This window comes from Aureisphaera galaxeae (assembly GCF_028561275.1).
Lineage (GTDB): Bacteria > Bacteroidota > Bacteroidia > Flavobacteriales > Flavobacteriaceae > Aureisphaera > Aureisphaera galaxeae.
On sequence record NZ_JAQQTF010000018.1, the window covers coordinates 69,061 to 86,795 of the forward strand.

General features: G+C 41.1%; 17 protein-coding genes. 14 read left to right on the forward strand and 3 right to left on the reverse strand.

Going from position 1 to position 17,735, the window contains the following annotated elements; translation table 11 throughout:
* Positions 1-240: 240 nt before the first annotated feature.
* The 9 genes from POV27_RS17395 to POV27_RS17435 all read left to right on the forward strand — a co-directional run bounded on the left by POV27_RS17395 (position 241) and on the right by POV27_RS17435 (position 8,547).
* On the forward strand, positions 241-858 hold the full coding sequence (locus POV27_RS17395; protein WP_272864067.1) for a GNAT family N-acetyltransferase: 618 nt from the start codon (positions 241-243) through the stop codon (positions 856-858).
* Positions 855-2,036, forward strand: a complete 1,182-nt coding sequence (gene argG / locus POV27_RS17400; RefSeq protein ID WP_272864068.1) for an argininosuccinate synthase — start codon at positions 855-857, stop codon at positions 2,034-2,036. The genes POV27_RS17395 and argG overlap by 4 nt, the downstream gene beginning before the upstream one ends.
* Entirely contained in the window at positions 2,033-3,010 is a 978-nt protein-coding gene (gene argC, locus POV27_RS17405; RefSeq protein WP_272864069.1) for an N-acetyl-gamma-glutamyl-phosphate reductase, read from the forward strand. Before argG ends, argC begins: the two co-directional genes overlap by 4 nt.
* A gap of 12 nt (positions 3,011-3,022) precedes the next feature.
* Positions 3,023-4,150, forward strand: a complete 1,128-nt coding sequence (locus tag POV27_RS17410; RefSeq protein WP_272864070.1) for an aspartate aminotransferase family protein — start codon at positions 3,023-3,025, stop codon at positions 4,148-4,150.
* Complete coding sequence (locus tag POV27_RS17415; RefSeq protein ID WP_272864071.1) at positions 4,147-5,085, forward strand: Rossmann-fold NAD(P)-binding domain-containing protein; 939 nt, start codon at positions 4,147-4,149, stop codon at positions 5,083-5,085. The genes POV27_RS17410 and POV27_RS17415 overlap by 4 nt, the downstream gene beginning before the upstream one ends.
* Complete coding sequence (gene argB / locus POV27_RS17420; protein WP_272864072.1) at positions 5,082-5,858, forward strand: acetylglutamate kinase; 777 nt, start codon at positions 5,082-5,084, stop codon at positions 5,856-5,858. The genes POV27_RS17415 and argB overlap by 4 nt, the downstream gene beginning before the upstream one ends.
* Positions 5,855-6,937: a M20 family metallo-hydrolase gene (locus tag POV27_RS17425; protein WP_272864073.1), complete on the forward strand. Its 1,083-nt coding sequence runs from the start codon at positions 5,855-5,857 to the stop codon at positions 6,935-6,937. Before argB ends, POV27_RS17425 begins: the two co-directional genes overlap by 4 nt.
* Positions 6,934-8,211 (forward strand): argininosuccinate lyase, encoded by a 1,278-nt coding sequence (argH, locus tag POV27_RS17430; RefSeq protein WP_272864074.1) that lies wholly within the window; start codon positions 6,934-6,936, stop codon positions 8,209-8,211. The genes POV27_RS17425 and argH overlap by 4 nt, the downstream gene beginning before the upstream one ends.
* A gap of 114 nt (positions 8,212-8,325) precedes the next feature.
* Positions 8,326-8,547 carry a hypothetical protein gene (locus POV27_RS17435; protein ID WP_272864075.1) on the forward strand — a complete coding sequence of 74 codons (222 nt, stop codon included), beginning with the start codon at positions 8,326-8,328 and terminating at the stop codon, positions 8,545-8,547.
* 61 nt (positions 8,548-8,608) lie between these two features.
* Here the strand turns inward: POV27_RS17435 and POV27_RS17440 are convergent, their stop codons facing one another.
* Both POV27_RS17440 and POV27_RS17445 read right to left on the reverse strand, forming a co-directional pair.
* Entirely contained in the window at positions 8,609-9,643 is a 1,035-nt protein-coding gene (locus tag POV27_RS17440) for a DUF4405 domain-containing protein (RefSeq protein ID WP_272864076.1), read from the reverse strand.
* 81 nt (positions 9,644-9,724) lie between these two features.
* The gene (locus tag POV27_RS17445) at positions 9,725-10,255 is read right to left on the reverse strand and encodes a hypothetical protein (protein WP_272864077.1); all 531 of its coding nucleotides are present in this window, start codon (positions 10,253-10,255) and stop codon (positions 9,725-9,727) included.
* Between the two features lie 141 nt (positions 10,256-10,396).
* Here POV27_RS17445 and POV27_RS17450 point away from each other — a divergent pair, with 141 nt between their 5' ends.
* From POV27_RS17450 to POV27_RS17460, 3 genes are all read left to right on the forward strand, one after another.
* Complete coding sequence (locus tag POV27_RS17450) at positions 10,397-11,656, forward strand: sensor histidine kinase (protein WP_272864078.1); 1,260 nt, start codon at positions 10,397-10,399, stop codon at positions 11,654-11,656.
* The gene (locus tag POV27_RS17455; protein WP_272864079.1) at positions 11,646-12,335 is read left to right on the forward strand and encodes a response regulator transcription factor; all 690 of its coding nucleotides are present in this window, start codon (positions 11,646-11,648) and stop codon (positions 12,333-12,335) included. Before POV27_RS17450 ends, POV27_RS17455 begins: the two co-directional genes overlap by 11 nt.
* 119 nt (positions 12,336-12,454) lie before the next feature.
* Positions 12,455-13,510, forward strand: a complete 1,056-nt coding sequence (locus tag POV27_RS17460; RefSeq protein WP_272864080.1) for a T9SS type A sorting domain-containing protein — start codon at positions 12,455-12,457, stop codon at positions 13,508-13,510.
* Between the two features lie 225 nt (positions 13,511-13,735).
* Here the strand turns inward: POV27_RS17460 and POV27_RS17465 are convergent, their stop codons facing one another.
* Positions 13,736-14,758: a helix-turn-helix domain-containing protein gene (locus tag POV27_RS17465; RefSeq protein ID WP_336375845.1), complete on the reverse strand. Its 1,023-nt coding sequence runs from the start codon at positions 14,756-14,758 to the stop codon at positions 13,736-13,738.
* Between the two features lie 41 nt (positions 14,759-14,799).
* On the opposite strand from POV27_RS17465, the gene POV27_RS17470 reads away from it, so the two are divergent.
* Positions 14,800-17,013, forward strand: coding sequence for a DUF5916 domain-containing protein (locus POV27_RS17470; protein WP_272864081.1), 2,214 nt, complete (start codon positions 14,800-14,802; stop codon positions 17,011-17,013).
* 52 nt (positions 17,014-17,065) lie between these two features.
* The gene (locus POV27_RS17475) at positions 17,066-17,539 is read left to right on the forward strand and encodes a cupin domain-containing protein (protein ID WP_272864082.1); all 474 of its coding nucleotides are present in this window, start codon (positions 17,066-17,068) and stop codon (positions 17,537-17,539) included.
* The last annotated feature ends 196 nt before the right edge of the window (positions 17,540-17,735 follow it).

The following is a 17,735-nucleotide window of genomic DNA, read 5'->3' on the forward strand; positions in this document are numbered from 1 at the left end:
CCGCTAATACTACTACCTAGCAGCCACGAAGTATCACTATTTTATAAAAATCAAATTGTCCACAACTTATTTCATATCACCTTTTACATTCCAAGTTATTTTTTCAAATAACAAAGGTTGTGTACGCCGTATATTCCCCCGTCGCCCGTAAGGGTGCGCTTCTATTCTAGGAACCCTAGGTGAGTCCGGTTCCATTTCTCAATCAACATCATTTCAAGTTTACTTTAAATCATCAAGATAATGGACATCATTATTGCCGATATATCGCATGCCAAGTATGCGGAAATCATTTGCAAAACCATAGAAGAGGCCGCTAACGTTCGGGGAACCGGGATTGCCAAAAGACATCCGGAGTATATCATTAAAAGGATGGAAAACGGTAACGCAGTAATTGCCCTAGATGGAGATGCCTTCGTGGGTTTTTGCTACATCGAAAAATGGGATCATGGCAAATTCGTAGCCAATTCGGGACTCATTGTGCATCCCGATTATCGCGGACAGGGTATTGCCAAACTGATTAAACAGAAAATCTTCGAGCATTCCCGAACCAAATTCAAAAATGCCAAAGTGTTTAGTATTACCACAGGACTGGCCGTCATGAAGATGAACAGCGACCTAGGGTATAAACCCGTCACTTTCTCCGAATTAACCAAGGATCAATCCTTTTGGAAGGGATGCCAAACCTGTAAGAATTACGACGTATTGCAAAGAACCTCGCAAAGCATGTGCCTATGCACGGGCATGTTATACGATCCCAATGCCAAAAACGGTGAGGAGCAAAAAAAGATAAAACCGAAAGTTTTTAAACGATTAAAGAGCATAAAACACCAGCTCTTTCTAAAAAAGAATAAAAAATGAAAAAGCTTGTATTAGCCTACAGTGGAGGTCTGGACACCTCCTACTGCGCTGTATATTTCTCCAAAGACTTAGGGTACGAAGTCCATGCTGTGAGTGTAAACACGGGAGGATTTACGAAAGGGGAAATAAATAACATAGAAGAAAAAGCCTATACCATGGGCGTAGCTTCCTATAAGAACATTGATGCCATTACCAGCTACTACCAAAAGGTGGTAAAGTATCTTATTTATGGCAATGTCTTAAAAAACAATACCTATCCCTTATCGGTAAGTGCCGAAAGAATCATTCAGGCCATGGAAATCATTGCCTATGCTAAAAAGATCAATGCAGATTGTATTGCGCATGGTAGTACGGGAGCAGGAAATGACCAAGTTCGATTCGATGTAATTTTCCAGGCCTTGGCACCCGAGATTGAGATTTTAACGCCCATAAGAGATCAAAAATTAACGAGGCAAGAAGAGATCGAATACCTGAAATCTAAAGGCATTGAATTGTCTTGGGATAAAGCAAAATACTCCATTAACAAAGGACTTTGGGGCACTAGTGTAGGAGGTGCCGAAACCTTAACCTCGCACCTACCCTTGCCAAAAAAAGCCTATCCGTCGCAATTGGAAAAAGAGGGCAATGAAAAAGTAAAGCTCACCTTTTTAAAAGGGGTTCTTACCGCGATAAATGGGAAAGAACAATTACCTCAAGAAAACATCGAAACCCTAAATGATTTGGCCTCTAAATATGCCATTGGCAGGGACATTCATGTCGGGGACACCATTGTAGGCATTAAAGGCAGGGTCGGTTTTGAAGCCGCAGCAGCCAGTATCATTATAAAAGCACATCATCTTTTGGAAAAGCACACCTTAACCAAATGGCAATTGCAGCATAAGGACTATTTATCCAACTGGTATGGCACGCACCTTCATGAAGGTTTGTTTTTGGATCCAGTGATGCGAGATCTAGAAGCCTTTTTGGAAAATAGCCAACAGCATGTTTCTGGAGATGTCATGGTCACTTTGAAGCCCTATCACTTTTCTCTGGATGGCATTACCTCAACCTACGATTTAATGAATTCTAATTTCGGCAGTTACGGAGAAGAAAACAAAGGTTGGACGGCCAATGATGCCAAGGGATTCATCAAAATTTATGGAAATCAAAGTAAAATTTACCAAAGCATAACAGGATGATACAAGTAGGAATTATAGGAGGCGCAGGGTATACTGCGGGAGAATTGATACGAATCTTATTGTTTCATCAATATGTTTCCATCAATTTCGTATACAGCACCTCGAACGCAGGAAATGCGTTGAGTGACGTTCATCAGGATCTCATCGGGTCTACAGATTTGATCTTTACAAACACCATCAACCCTGAGATAGATGTCTTGTTCCTTTGCTTGGGGCATGGAAACTCCAAGGCATTTCTGGCGGAACACAGTTTCTCGTCAGACACCAAAATCATCGATTTAAGTAATGATTTTAGATTGATGGAGGACGCTATCTATCAAGGGAAGCAGTTCGTCTACGGATTGCCGGAATTGCAACAGGAGTACATCCAAAAAGCAGATTATATAGCCAATCCTGGTTGTTTTGCAACGGCCTTACAGCTGGCACTCTTGCCCTTGGCTTTTCACCAGAAGATCGAGGGTGCTATTCATGCAAATGCCGTGACGGGGGCCACTGGAGCCGGAACATCCTTGTCCCCAACGACTCATTTTACATGGAGGGATAATAACTTCTCCCATTACAAGGTCTTCGAACACCAACATTTGGGCGAGATCCATCAGTCCATGGATCAAGTGCAGTCGCGTTTTGATTCAGACATACACTTTATCCCCTGCAGGGGTAATTTTTCAAGGGGAATTTTTGCTACAGTCTATACCCAGTTTGAAGGCAGTTTGGAAGAAGCCCAAACGATGTATAGGGATTATTACCAAGATGCGACTTTCACGCATGTTTCCGATAAACCCCTTCACTTAAAACAGGTAGTGAACACAAACAAATGTTTGCTGCACTTATTCAAACACAAAGATCAACTACTTATTACAAGTTGTATCGACAACTTGGTGAAAGGAGCCTCTGGTCAAGCCGTTCAGAACATGAACTTAATGTTCGGTCTTGAAGAAACGGAAGGATTACAATTAAAAGCAACCTATTTCTAAAATCGATTAAAAATGAATCTATTTAATGTATATCCATTGTTCGATATCACACCCGTAAAAGGGAATGATGTCCACGTTTATGACGAGAAAGGAGCTGAATATCTGGACTTATATGGAGGCCACGCGGTAATTTCTGTTGGGCATTCGCATCCTATCTATGTGAAGAACCTAAGCGATCAATTAAGTAAGTTGGGATTTTACAGCAACTCCATTCAAAACCCTTTACAACAGAGGTTAGCCAACGCTTTGGGAGCATTATCTGGCTGTGAAGACTATCAATTATTTTTGTGCAATTCTGGGGCTGAAGCCAATGAAAATGCTTTAAAATTAGCTTCTTTTCACACAGGCAAAAGCAAGGTGATCGCCTTTAAAAATGGCTTTCACGGAAGAACCTCAGCTGCCGTCGCTGCCACCGACAACCCAAACATTGTTGCACCGATCAATGCCCAACAGGCAGTAGACCTATTGCCCCTTGGGGACTTGGAGGCCTTAGAAAAATCGTTGCAGCACAAGGATGTATGCGCCATCATTGTGGAATGCATCCAAGGGATTGGAGGATTGGATGAAAGCACCACAACATTTTATCAAGGTGTAGCAAAGCTTTCCAAAAAATATGGAGCATTGTTCATTGTGGATGAAGTTCAGTCTGGGTTTGGAAGAACGGGGGATTTCTTTGCCTTTCAGAAGCATGACATCCAACCCGATATTATTTCCATGGCCAAGGGAATGGGAAATGGTTTTCCTGTTGGAGGTATTCTTATTCATCCGGACATAGAAGCCTCTTTTGGCTTATTGGGCACCACCTTTGGCGGAAATCACCTCGCCTGTGCCGCTTCTTTGTCGGTATTGGAAGTTTTGAAACAAGATGAGCTTTTGAAAAATGTGAAAGACATCTCGGATTACTTCTTTAGCAAAGCACAAACCCTTCCCGAGATAAAAAACGTAAAAGGAAGAGGGCTTATGTTGGGATTGGAGTTCGATTTTCCTGTGGCCGATCTCCGAAAAAAACTCATTTACGAGCATCGCATTTTTACGGGAAGTGCCAAAAATCCGAAGCTTCTGCGGATTCTTCCGCCGTTGACCATTCAGAAGAAACACATAGATCACTTTTTTAACGCCTTGAAAAAAGCACTACCATGAAATCCTATATAAACATACACGATTTGGGAACGATTCCCGAAGCCATTGAAAAAGCCATTGCACTGAAAGAAAAGCCACATGCTCATCCTTCGTTGGGAAAGCACAAGACACTGGTCATGCTATTTTTCAACGCTAGTTTACGAACCCGATTAAGCACCGAAAAAGCGGCTCGAAACTTAGGTATGGATGCCATGGTACTAAACCTTAGCGATGCATGGAATCTGGAATATGAGGACGGCAGTATCATGAACCTTAACACCGCAGAACATGTAAAGGAAGCTGCCAAGGTGATTTCGCAGTATGCGGATATCATTGCGATTAGGGCCTTTCCTAGCCTGAGTGACAAACAAAAAGACGAAGCAGAACAGGTGTTGACCAACTTTGCCAAGTATGCCACGGTTCCTGTCGTGAACTTAGAAAGTGCAACGGCACATCCCCTACAGGCCTTTGCCGATGCTATTACCGTAGAAGAATTCAAAATACGAAAGCGACCCAAAGTGGTTTTGTCATGGGCGCCACATCCTAAGGCATTGCCGCAATCGGTAGCGAATTCTTTTGTGCGAATGATGAAGGAACTAGATATAGAATTCTCCATCACGCATCCGGAAGGATATGAGTTGCATCCCAAAATCACGGAAGGGATTCCCGTTCATTACGATCAGGAAGAGGCATTAGAAAATGCCGACTTCGTATACACTAAGAACTGGAGTAGTTATTCGGACTATGGACAAATCCTGTCTACAGATTCCAACTGGATGATTACCCAAAATAAGTTGGGAAAAGCAAAGTTTATGCATTGCCTTCCCGTACGAAGGAATGTAGTGGTGGAAGATGCTGTGTTGGATGGAGAAAATTCCATTGTTATAGAACAAGCCAACAACCGAACCTATGCTGCTCAATTTGTACTTAAGAACATCCTTGAAACTATATCATGAAAACACTGAAAGTTGTAAAAATAGGAGGAAATATCATTGACGATGCCGCAAAACTAAACCCCTTTTTAGCCTCCTTTGCCGCCATAAAGGGTCCAAAAATCCTAGTCCATGGAGGTGGAAAATTAGCGACACAATGGATCGAGAAAATGAATGTCCCCGTTAAAATGATCGATGGCCGAAGAGTGACCAATCTACAAACGCTGGACGTCGTTACCATGATCTATGGTGGGAAAATAAACAAATCCATCGTGGCACAATTACAGGCAAACGATTGCAATGCTTTGGGTTTTTCCGGTGCCGATGGAAATACCATCCTTGCCCAGAAAAGACCGATACGGGATGTAGATTACGGATTTGTGGGTGATATAATCAGGGTAAATACAGAAGTGATAAAGCCATTGCTGTCGCAAGATATTACCCTTGCTTTCTGTGCCCTATCCCATGACGGTAAAGGTCAACTTCTCAATACCAATGCAGATACTATAGCATCAGAGTTAGCCACTGCGTTATCTAAAGATTTTGAGGTGGAACTGTATTACTGTTTTGAGAAGAAAGGAGTCCTTAGAAATGTGGACGATGATGATTCAGTAATCGAATGCATTGACGCATCAGCCTATAAGAACTTGCGCGCGCAGAAAATCATAGCAGACGGAATGATTCCTAAGCTCACCAATTGTTTTGATGCCCTCGATAAAAATGTACATAAGGTTTGCATCGGGAATACTGGTATGTTGTTTCAACCGAATTCAAAATTCACAAACGTAATAAAATGACACAAGAGAAATTAACTCAAAACGCCATATCGCTGCTCAAGCAATTAATCGCGACCCCGTCGTTTTCTTCTGAAGAAGATGGAACTGCCTTACGTATTGAAAAGTGGTTTCAGGCGCACAATGTTGCCTATGAAAGGACACAAAATAATGTTTGGGCCGTAAATATGCACTTCGATCGCAACAAGCCCACATTATTATTGAATTCTCACCACGACACGGTTCGTCCCAATAGTGGGTATACGAAGGATCCCTTCAAAGCAATTGAAGAAAATGGAAAATTGTATGGCCTGGGAAGCAATGATGCCGGAGGTTGTTTGGTTTCCTTGTTGGCTACCTTCATTCATTTTTATTCGAAAGAAGACTTGCGATACAATTTGGTAATGGTGGCCTCTGCTGAAGAAGAAAGTAGCGGGCCGAATGGACTGAATAGCATGCTTTCCGTTATTCCGGACATAGACGTGGCCATTGTTGGGGAACCTACCTTAATGCAATTGGCCGTGGCTGAAAAAGGACTTGTCGTGTTCGATGCCGAAGTACAAGGAACTCCAGGTCATGCTGCACATCCCAATAACGATAACGCCATTTATAACACCATTGAGGTTCTTGAGTGGTTTCAGGAGTATAGATTTGAGAAAACCTCTCCTACGTTGGGTGATGTAAAAATGACGGTGACACAAATTGAAGCAGGGAAACAGCACAATGCGATTCCGGCGAAGGTGAATTTGGTAATAGATGTACGTGTAAATGATCAATATAGCAATTCTGAGATAGCGCATATTTTGGAGAAGGAGTCTCCATGTTCCCCTATCGTTCCCAGAAGCCTTCGATTAAATTCATCTTCCATTCCCCTGGATCATGAATTGGTACAATCTGGAATTTCCTTGGGAAGAAAAACCTATGGCTCGCCTACCTTATCGGACCAATCGGTGCTTCAATGCCCTTCATTAAAAATGGGGCCCGGGGATAGCACACGATCGCATACGGCCGATGAATTTATTTACCTCCGTGAAATCGAAGAGGGCATTGATATATACATTCAGTTATTGGAAAAAATACTATTTAAAAAAGAAGAGAAATGAAACTTTGGGAAAAAGGATTTGAAATAGACAAACAAATTGAACAATTCACCGTCGGGAATGACCGAGAAATAGATCTTCATATTGCAAAGTATGATATTGCAGCCTCCTTGGCCCACGCCAAAATGTTGGGTAAAACGGGTATCATATCTCAAACAGAATCCGAACAACTACAAGAAGGTTTGCTAGCGCTAGCAAAACAGGTGGACTCCAAAACCTTTGTGATTGAGGCACAGTATGAAGATGTGCATTCGAAAATCGAAGCTGAACTAATTCAGAAATATGGCGATGTTGGCAAAAAGATACATACCGCTCGATCCAGAAACGATCAGGTGTTGGTGGCCCTTCAATTGTATTACAAAGAAAACCTGCTTGCCATAAAAACGTTGACCAAAAGCTTCTTCGAAACCTTATTGAATCTTGCCGAAACCCATAAAGATACTTTGTTGCCTGGGTATACACACTTGCAAGTTGCTATGCCGTCTTCCTTCGGACTTTGGTTTTCTGCCTATGCCGAAGTTTTAATCGATGATGTGCAATTACTGAATGCTGCCTTAAGAACGGTAGATCAAAATCCGTTGGGATCGGCGGCTGGGTATGGTAGCTCCTTCTCCATCGACAGGGAATTCACGACGAAAGAAATGGGCTTCCAAACCCTTAAGTACAATGTGGTGGCCGCACAAATGGGTCGGGGGAAAAACGAAAGGACCCTTGCTGCTGTCTTGGGAAGTTTGGCCAATACCCTATCGCGTTTTGCCATGGACATTTGTTTGTATTTGAGTCAGAATTTCGGATTCATTTCCTTTCCAGATACCTTGACCACGGGTAGTAGCATTATGCCTCATAAAAAGAATCCCGATGTGTTTGAACTGATCCGAGGGAAATGCAATAAAATTCAGGCGTTGCAGACCGAAATGATTTTAATTACCAACAATCTTCCCAGTGGGTATCATAGGGACTTTCAGCTATTGAAAGAAAACATGATCGGGGCCATTGAGGAGATGAAAGCCACACTGTCCATATTCAATCATTGTATGCAACAGATTCAGGTTGTTGATATTGATATGAATGACGAAAAGTACAAATACCTTTTCACAGTAGATGCTATCAATTCGCTGGTTGAAAGTGGAACTAGCTTTAGGGAAGCTTATAAAAAAGTAGGAACCCAAATTGAAGAAGGGACCTACCGATCGGGACCTCCGAAAAAGCATACACATATGGGAAGTACTGGGAATCTCTGTTTACAGGAAATTCGTAGGAAATGGGACAAGGTATAAATAGCTGTTAAATTACTCTTAAATGCAAGTATAGCAGCCTTTTAAGCTTGTATAGATGACATTTGGATTGTATATTTGTTTAATAATTTATCATATTACTTAAACAAAATAGTTATGGATTTACTTTTAAGAGCAGAAGAATTCGAAAAAAGAAAAATGAGCCATATGTCTACCAGTGATAGGGTAAAAGCTTCACGAGAGGCAAAAGAATTAGTACTATCCATCAATAAAATCTACAAGGCCACGAAGAATCCCAAATTGATGGATATTATGAAAAGGATTACCGTGAAAAAAAGAAAAATTGAAAAACGCATAAAGGGAATGCCCCTCATTTAGTCTCCCTCTAAGGAAAATTCTAAGGTCATCCTCCTAATCATTCAAGTGGATAGGAGGATTTTTACATATTACCATCTTCAATAGCATGGGCCGAAACTACAATACGTTCCACTATTTCCTTCGCTGTGGTCAGTGTAGATAGGTCGGAATTAATCTTTCCATTTTGTCCGGATTGATGTCCATGGCCTATGAGTTCCATTAAGTAGTACTTTTTACCGTCGTTCAAATCGACCTCAGCTTCGAAAACAATGGAAGGCTGTCCCAATTGTCCCGTCCCATTGTGAAAGACTTCATCGTTTGGAAAGTCAAATTCGGAATAGAATTCATTATCGTCGAACGCCACATTGATCTCAATTCTCAAACGAAATTTAGAACGGTGGTTCGTCGAAGAAATAAGTTTGAAATTATCGGCTATGGTGGCACCGGCAATAGCATCGGGCAAAGGGTCGTTGCTGGGAGGCACGTACATTCCATCCGCATATACCTTCCCTTTTTTATGAGACCAAACCGGAAGGGCATTCACCCTTCTGTAATCCCCGCTTGATTGCTTCTTCTCATCAAAACTCTTAAAATTCTCCTTGCTTCGTCCTCCAAAGAAAAGCCCTCTCGCTGTAGCTTTGGAAACGAACAGGGTTTCCATGTAGTTCCCTTGCATGTCTTCTAACCAAACCGCCATTTGCGGGTGCCAATAATGCTCCCCACGGAGCAAGTCCAATGTTAATTGAACCTCTCCAGAGGCACTCATTTCAATTATCTCGTATTCAGACAGGTTTACTTCCTGTTCCGAATTTGCCTTCAATCGTGCACCATAATCCATCATAGCACCGAACGGTTGTACTTGGAAATAAGCTCCCATTAAAAACAGGGATACGGCCAAGGTAATCAGGACTATCATTTTCCCTTTGCTATATACCTTAAGGGATCGGAGATTGTTTTTTAAGTGAAATAGAATGGCCAACGAAAACAGCACCCCAAAGACCGTATGTATGGTGGCTACCGTACGCGTATATTCGGTAAAATAAGAAAGGAGTCCGGTAATCAATAAAACCACAAAACTCAAGGCGATTGATAGGCTAACGATTTTTCTGAAGGTCATTTTGCTTTGCGATTTACTTTGAAGAAAACAAGGACCCCCAACGGCTCATTGAAGATCCTTGTGGCTTTGATTGAAGAAGCATTATAAATGCCCCATGAGGTCCTGAACTCTTTGCATCAAATACTGAACCTTCTTGGCTTTGTTTTCGGGGAGACTAAGCTTAGGGGCACTATAGGCTGTTCTTTCGGAAAAGGCCTTTTCCACTTTCTGTATTTCTTTGATTAGGATTTCGAGGCTTTCGTCATCGGTTTTGCCTACTATTCCATGAATGTCGTACGACTTGGCATCGAAGGATGGATTTTTCGATTTTTCCATATCGGCCTTTAAGGCAACAAGCTCTGTTCGTAGTTGGGTAATTACCTTGGCTTCTCCATACTTTGTTTTGGCGCCTCTACAGGCCGATGGAGCGCAGCCCGATGTTAGTTCTTTGCCTGCAACGGCTGTGGTACATTCCACCTTAGCTTTGTCACCTCCGGCGTGATGGGCGGCACATTTGGCTTCGTCATGGTTTTCTCCTCCACAACATTGTTTCTGAGCCAGGGCACTGGTTCCGAAAAGTAGAAAAGTTCCGAGTAAGGTCGTAAATAACAAGGATTTAAATTGTGATTTCATGGGTTTCAAATTTTTATGATTCATTGTTGAAGACAAAGTAATGGAAGGCAACTAACACTTTGGGTTATAGGGATGTTATACGAGGTTAAGACGAGGTTAAGATTCTGAATCGTCTTCAAATTATGGCTACATTTGACCCCAATGAAGCATGGAAAATCATACTGGTTAATCATTATCATTTCGGTCTTGCTTTTGAGTCTATTGGCCAATCAGATCGTCTATGTATATAAGGCCGCTATGGAGCAGGAAGCCCATTTTAATGATAAGGCCAATATTGCATTGGCATCTATTGTAGAAGAAGTTTCCGAGAATAACAAAGTATGCAAAACCATGAATTCTTGTATTAAAGGAGGCAAAGTAGGTTTTTGCAGCCTGTCTTTTAAGGACAAAGAGGAATGGCATTTTGTGGATTCCATCGTTCAAAAGAACCTTGCCAAGTCGAATATAGACCTCGCTTACAACTTCGACTTTTGCAGCACCGAACACAAAAGCACACAGCTTCCCGACAATAAAGAAACTTTTAGTAAGAACATAGACAATCGCCAGCAAGAATCTGGGCTTATCATGTATTTGGAATTTCCCAGTAAATCAAAATACGTTCTAAAACAGATGGGGCCTGCCTTTGTCTCTTCCCTACTCATCATCATCTTGCTCACCATTATCTTTATCGTAGTTTTCCGTTTCTACATTCGGGAAAAAAGGAATGCGGAGCGCACCCGGGATTTTTTAAATACCATGACCCACGAATTTAAGACACCGCTCGCCAATATCTCTTTTGCCAATAATATGCTGGCTCGAAGTGCTTCGGAACTGGATACGGAGAAAATCCAAAAGTACACGGAGATCATCCGGTCGGAAAACGACAAAATCGTAAAGAACAGTGAAGACATCCTTGAAATGGCGAGACAGGAGTACGATCTGAGCAAAGTGCAAGAAGAAATCATTAATGTGCATGAGCTCCTTGCAGAGCTTAAAAGCACCTTCTTATCTGCAAATCCAGATATTGCTTTCAACCTAAATTTTAGCGCCCACCAACCTTTTGTTCATGGAAAGATGTCCTTTTTAGGGAATGCGATTTCCAACATCATTGATAATGCAATAAAGTACTCGAAATTGGTTCCGGAAATTCAGATTTCGACTTCCAATGATCCTGACAATGGAGCCCTTCTCATCGCTATTGAAGACAATGGTATTGGCATTCACAAAAAAAACCAGCTAGCCGTTTTCGATAAGTTTTATCGGGTATCTACGGGAGATCAGCATGATGTGAAAGGATTTGGTCTTGGTTTGGCCTATGTAAAACAAATCATTGAGCATATGAAGGGTACAGTTTCCTTGAAAAGCCATGTAGGGAAAGGTTCTGTCTTTACCTTAAAACTTCCTTCTTCCCATGCCTCTTAAATCTAGAATATTGCTGGTTGAAGATGACACCAACCTCGGTTTCATGCTCATGGAATACCTAGAGACCAATGGGTTTGAAACAAAACTATATCGGGATGGGGAATCGGGTTATAGAGCCTATTCGGAAGGAAATTACGACTTGTGTGTTTTAGATCTTATGCTACCTAAAATGGATGGTTTTACCTTGGCACAAAAGATCCGGGAGGATGAAGTAAAAACCCCCATCATCATGCTTACGGCCCGATCCATGGATGAAGACAAAATAAAGGGGTTTAAAATCGGGGTCGATGATTATGTTACGAAACCCTTCAACGAAGAGGAATTGGTGTATCGCATCAATGCTATTCTAAGTAGATATCAACCCGAAGCTCCTTCACACCCCGAGGAATTTTCCATAGGTGGCTTTACCCTTGACACCAGTAGCCTATCCCTGAATGGATTTGGTCTATCCCAAAGATTGACTAAGAAGGAATTCGAGGTTCTGTTATTACTTTGCCTTGAAAAAAACAAGATCGTGAAACGTTCGAAAATACTTGAGGATGTTTGGGGCGAAGACGACTATTTCACAGGACGCAGTCTGGATGTTTTTGTAAGTAAATTGCGGAAGTACCTTCAAAAAGACACTTCTGTTTGTATTGAAACCGTCCCAAATGTGGGGCTTATGCTTAAGACGGAATAAAGAGCCCAAGTCATTTTCCCTCCCGTTAAATATTGAAATTTTCTTCTTCACATTTATAAATACGGAGAGAGAATCTTCCAATTTCAGTTATTTTCGGTATATCATTCAATAATTCAATCATGAAACAAATATTTACTCTATTCATCTTAATCACTTCTTTCGTACTCCATGGTCAAACCTATACCAATGCAGAGAGCGCAGAATACGATCCTGTAAACGATCAATGGCTTGTTTCTAACGGAAGCAACATCATTGCAGACGATGGTAATGGAAATCTCAGTTTTTTTGGCAGTGCTTCGGCCAATACGGGCATGGAAGTACTCAACGGAATTCTATTTGCCGTAGACGGCATGGACATTGCCGGCTATGACCTTGCCACTGCCAATGAAGTCATGCGATTAACCATAACGGGAGCACCTTTTTTAAATGGGTTGACCAATGACGGCAACAGTACTTTATACGTAACGGACTTTACTACTAGGACCATTTATGCTGTAGATGTTTCGGATATTTCGAACCCTTTCTATGTAGAATTCGTTTCGGACACCATTAATGCACCCAATGGAATTATTTATGATGCTGCCAACAATAGACTTATCTATGTATGTTGGGGAACCAATGCGGCCATTCGGGCAGTAGATATCGCTACGCAAGACGTTTCATTAATCATAAATTCTGGTATTACCAATTTAGATGGGATAGATGATGATGCCGAAGGCAATTATTATATCTCTTCATGGACCCCCGATCAAATTATTAAATACAACAGTGATTTTTCGGCCAGTGAAGTGATCCCTACTCCTAGTTTGAATTCTCCCGCAGACATAGGCTATAATCAGGCTACCGATATTATAGCCATCCCCATGTTCACAGACGTCATATTTTATGATAATTCCACCTTGGGGTTGGGTGAAAAAAAAAGTGAGGGATTCTCCATTGTTCCAAATCCCATAGATGCATCCCATAGATTCAGTATAGCACTTGGTGCTTCCCAATTGGAGAAACTAGAGGTTTTCGATATTACCGGAAAGAAAGTTTCCGCCATTAGGTATGAAGAGGACGCTACAGGAATCGTATCCTTTTCTCTTAGGGATCATTCACTAAAAAGTGGTGTCTATATGGTGAAATTGACCACGGAAGAAGGTATCTTTTTTGAAAAACTGGCAGTTAGATAATCTGAATATCAGATGGATGAACTCAAATCTATCTGTATTTCTGAAAAAAATCGAGACCCAGTAAAATTCCCTCAAAAGCGGTTTCGCTGTGATTTTCATCCTTCTGTGAATGGGATAGGACATGCTTAGAATCGGCACCATTATCGATCCAGCCAGCCCATGCGTTCAAAGATGTCCTAATAGGAACTACCTTATCGCCTTCTGAGTGAATGATGAGCAATGCGCTTAATTAAGATTTCGAAAATCATTAGGGCTCAGTCCTGTTTTATTTTTGAATAATCGGCTGAAGTGTTGTGGATATTTGAAACCCAACTCATACGCTATCTCACTAATATTTTTTTGGGGATCAAAAACTTTTTCCTTGGCCACATCGATTAGTTTCCCTTGAATATATTCCTGAGCCGTTCTACCAGTTTCCTTCTTTACCAAATCGCCAAAATAGTTCGGAGATAACCTAAGCTGTTCTGCAAAATGTGTCACCGATGGAAGACCTAATTTCTTCGGTTGGTCCGATGAGAAATATTCATTTAGAAGTACATCAAACTTTTCCAACGATGTAGTATGTGCTACCTCTCGAGTCAAAAATTGACGATCATAAAACCGAAGACAATAATCCAACAATAACTCCAAATTCGCCACAATTAATTTCTTGCTGTGCTTGTCTAAATTCTGTTCTAACTCGAATTGAATTTTTTCGAACAAGCTTAAAATTACCTTTCGCTCTTTAGTTGACAAGTGCAATGCTTCCTTTACCGAGTAAGAAAAGAAGTTATAAGCTTGAATTTTCTTGCCCAAATCCGTTCCCAGCAATAAATCAGGATGAAAGATTATAGCACAACCCTTTGGGACATAGTTTGGGTCTTTTGTTAAACCTACGGTTTGGTTAGGGCCAATAAAAACCATAGTACCTTCGTCATAATCGTAATGTTGCCCTCCATATTTCATTTTACACGCTTTACTATCCTTTAGGAAAACGGCATAACATTCAAATTGCAATCCATCGTACCCATTGTTTGAATACATATCTAAATTCAATTTTGAATAGTCCAAGGTACTGATAAGTGGATGTAAGAGTTCGTAGTTTCTCAAGTTAAAATATGTGCCTACAGAATCGATCTTTAAAATATTTTCCATCACCTTTTCTCTTTCAAGTAAATATAACTTATTCGCTTTCAACAATAAAAACTCAGCGTCCATATCGGTAATATTGGTATAAGTATCCGTAACTTGGGTAACTTTTGCGCCCAAAGAATCTCTTAAATTTGAGATATTGAGAAAACACCATCAACATGAAAGGAAGATTCCTTTATTATTTACTGTTTCTAACCACTGCCTGCTCATTTTATTCGAATGCTCAGAACACCCCTAAAAGCATCACTGCAAAATTCATTCAAGGAGAAATTACACTCGATGGAGAACTCAATGAAGCCATATGGGAAACCACAGATAAGAGCAGTGAGTTCTGGCAATATTTTCCTACAGACAGCATTCCTGCCAAATTCCAAACCACCATTCAGGTAGCTTATAACGAAACCACCTTGTTTGTAGGTATACGTGCAGAAGCACCCAACAGTGAATTCGTTGTAAGTTCGCTAAGAAGGGATTTTAGCGCGATAAGAAACGATAACGTGACGGTACTGTTCGATACCTTTAACGATGGAACCAATGCCTTTGGATTCGGGATCACACCTTTTGGGGTAAGGCGTGAATTCTTGGTCTCCTCTGGAGGTGCAGCCTTTGAGAATTTCAACTTCGCTTGGGACATTAAATGGCAGGGCGAAAGCAAAATGTATGACACCTATTACACGGCCGAAATGGCCATCCCCTTCACGTCACTCAAGTTTGAAGAAGGAGCTAAAAGTTGGCGAATAAAGCCCTACCGATTTAATATTCAATCTAATGAAATAAGTTCATTGGCGAGAGTTCCACAAACTCAGTTATTGGGTGTTCTGGCCTTTTCCGATGAATTGGTTTTCGAAAAACCATTGGGCAAATCGCGAACTCCTTTGGCCATTATTCCTTATGTGAACGGACTGGCACAAAAAGACTTCGAAAATGATGAAGATGACACCCAATTTTCGGTGGGTGGCGATGCCAAAATAGCAATTGGAGACGGCCTAAATTTGGACCTGACCGTAAATCCAGATTTTTCGAACGTAGAAGTAGATGATATTTTCACCAACCTCACTCGTTTTGAATTGCTTCTACCCGAACGGCGCCAGTTCTTTATAGACAATAGCGATCTTTTCGGTTCCTTTGGAAATCTCTTCGGCGAGGCGCGCCCCTTCTTTTCCAGGCGCATTGGCTTGGCTCGGGACGTCGATGACGATTTGATACAGAACGATATTATCGCCGGTGCGCGATTGAGTGGCAAACTTAACGAAGATTGGCGATTGGGCGTTTTGAATATTCAAACCGCTGCGGATGAAGCTAACGAAATTGCTTCGAACAACAACTCGATGATCGCTATTCAGAAGAAAGTGGGGCAACGCTCCAACATTGGAGCTTTTATTGTGAATAGAGAACGGTTTGAAAATTACGATTTTTCGGAGGACGAGGATCGGTACAATCGTGTGTTTGGAATAGACTACAATCTCGCTTCTTCAGATAACACATGGTCTGGACGGTATTATGTACATAAATCCATTAATCCGGACGATAAAGGAGGAAATTTTTCGGCACAAGCCGTTACAACGTTCAATAAAAACAATTGGGTCTTTATCAATGATTGGGTCTATGTGGATGAAGACTTTACAGCCGATTTGGGTTTCGTGCCACGAACGGATTTTTTTAAAGCGGGTAATTCTATACAACGATTTTTGATTCCCAAGAATAGAGCAATTATCAATAGAAACAATATTCGGCTTCTGTCTATCTTCTATTTCAGACCGGGATTGGACTTTAAGCTTTCCGACCATTTACTTAGGGGAACTTGGGAAACCGAGTTTACCAGCAATGCAAGCATCACCGCCAATCTATTCAATCAATATATTTTCTTGACAGAGGATTTTGATCCCACCCGCACTGATGACGGAACGCCCTTACCCGGTAATGAAGGCTATACGTTTAATTATGCCAATATTGAGTTCTCATCCAACAACACCAATTTGTTTACCTATTCTTTGAACACGACAGTAGGTGAATTCTTCAATGGTAATCGATATTCGTTTGGTGGAACACTGGGGTACAGATGGCAGCCTTGGGCACAGTTTTCTATCAATATAAACTACGATGGTATCAAATTACCAGAGCCCTATGAAAGTGCCGATTACTGGCTTATCACTCCAAGGGCAGACGTCACCTTTAATAAGTCTTTGTTCTTTACGGCTCTAGCACAGTATAGTAACCAAAGGGATAATTTTGGGATTAATGCCCGATTACAATGGCGTTTCGCACCACTTTCGGATTTATTCTTGGTGTATAATGACAATTACTTTACCGAAACCTTTGCGCCGCGTTTTCGATCGATCAACCTTAAACTGACATATTGGTTAAATTTATAGGGCAGTGATTTCAACAATTATTGCTTTTTAACGTAAAATAAAACAACTGGATATGAAAACTCTAATTATTGCATTTTTGGTTATTACTTCCGCGTATACTTTTGCTCAAAATTCTGAATACACCGTTTCTTCTTATCAAGACGAAGGCTTTAAAGCGCCAAACACCCATTACATTGGTGAAGCATGGCTAAATCGCTTATTAGAAGCCGACGGTGATTTAAACTATAATATCACAAAGGCAACTTTTAAGGCTAATTCAACCTTAGATTGGCATAAACATTCCTCACCACAAGTACTAATTTATGTTGAAGGGGAAGGATATTATCAGGAAAGGGGGAAAGACCCTATTATTCTTAAAGCTGGAGATGTGATTATGTGTGAAAAAGACACGGAGCATTGGCATGCTTCGACCAAAGAAAGTAATGTCACCTATCTAGCCATATATGGGGGAGAGCAGCCTACTATTTGGACTGAAGTACTTTCTCAGGAATATTACGATCAGGTAGCTGAAAAGCTTAAGAACTGATTTCGTATTCTCAAGTTTTTATTCTTATCGCTCAATCTGGAATTCCTATCCTCACGTTTTAAGACGGCCAAAACCTTAAAAATATTGAGTGATTTCGTGAACTAAAAAAGTCCCGAGCTTTCGCTCGGGACCCGGGCCAATAAAGGCCTCAATCTTAATTAAAAGTCACCTTGTTCAGAGGCTTAATTGTAATACA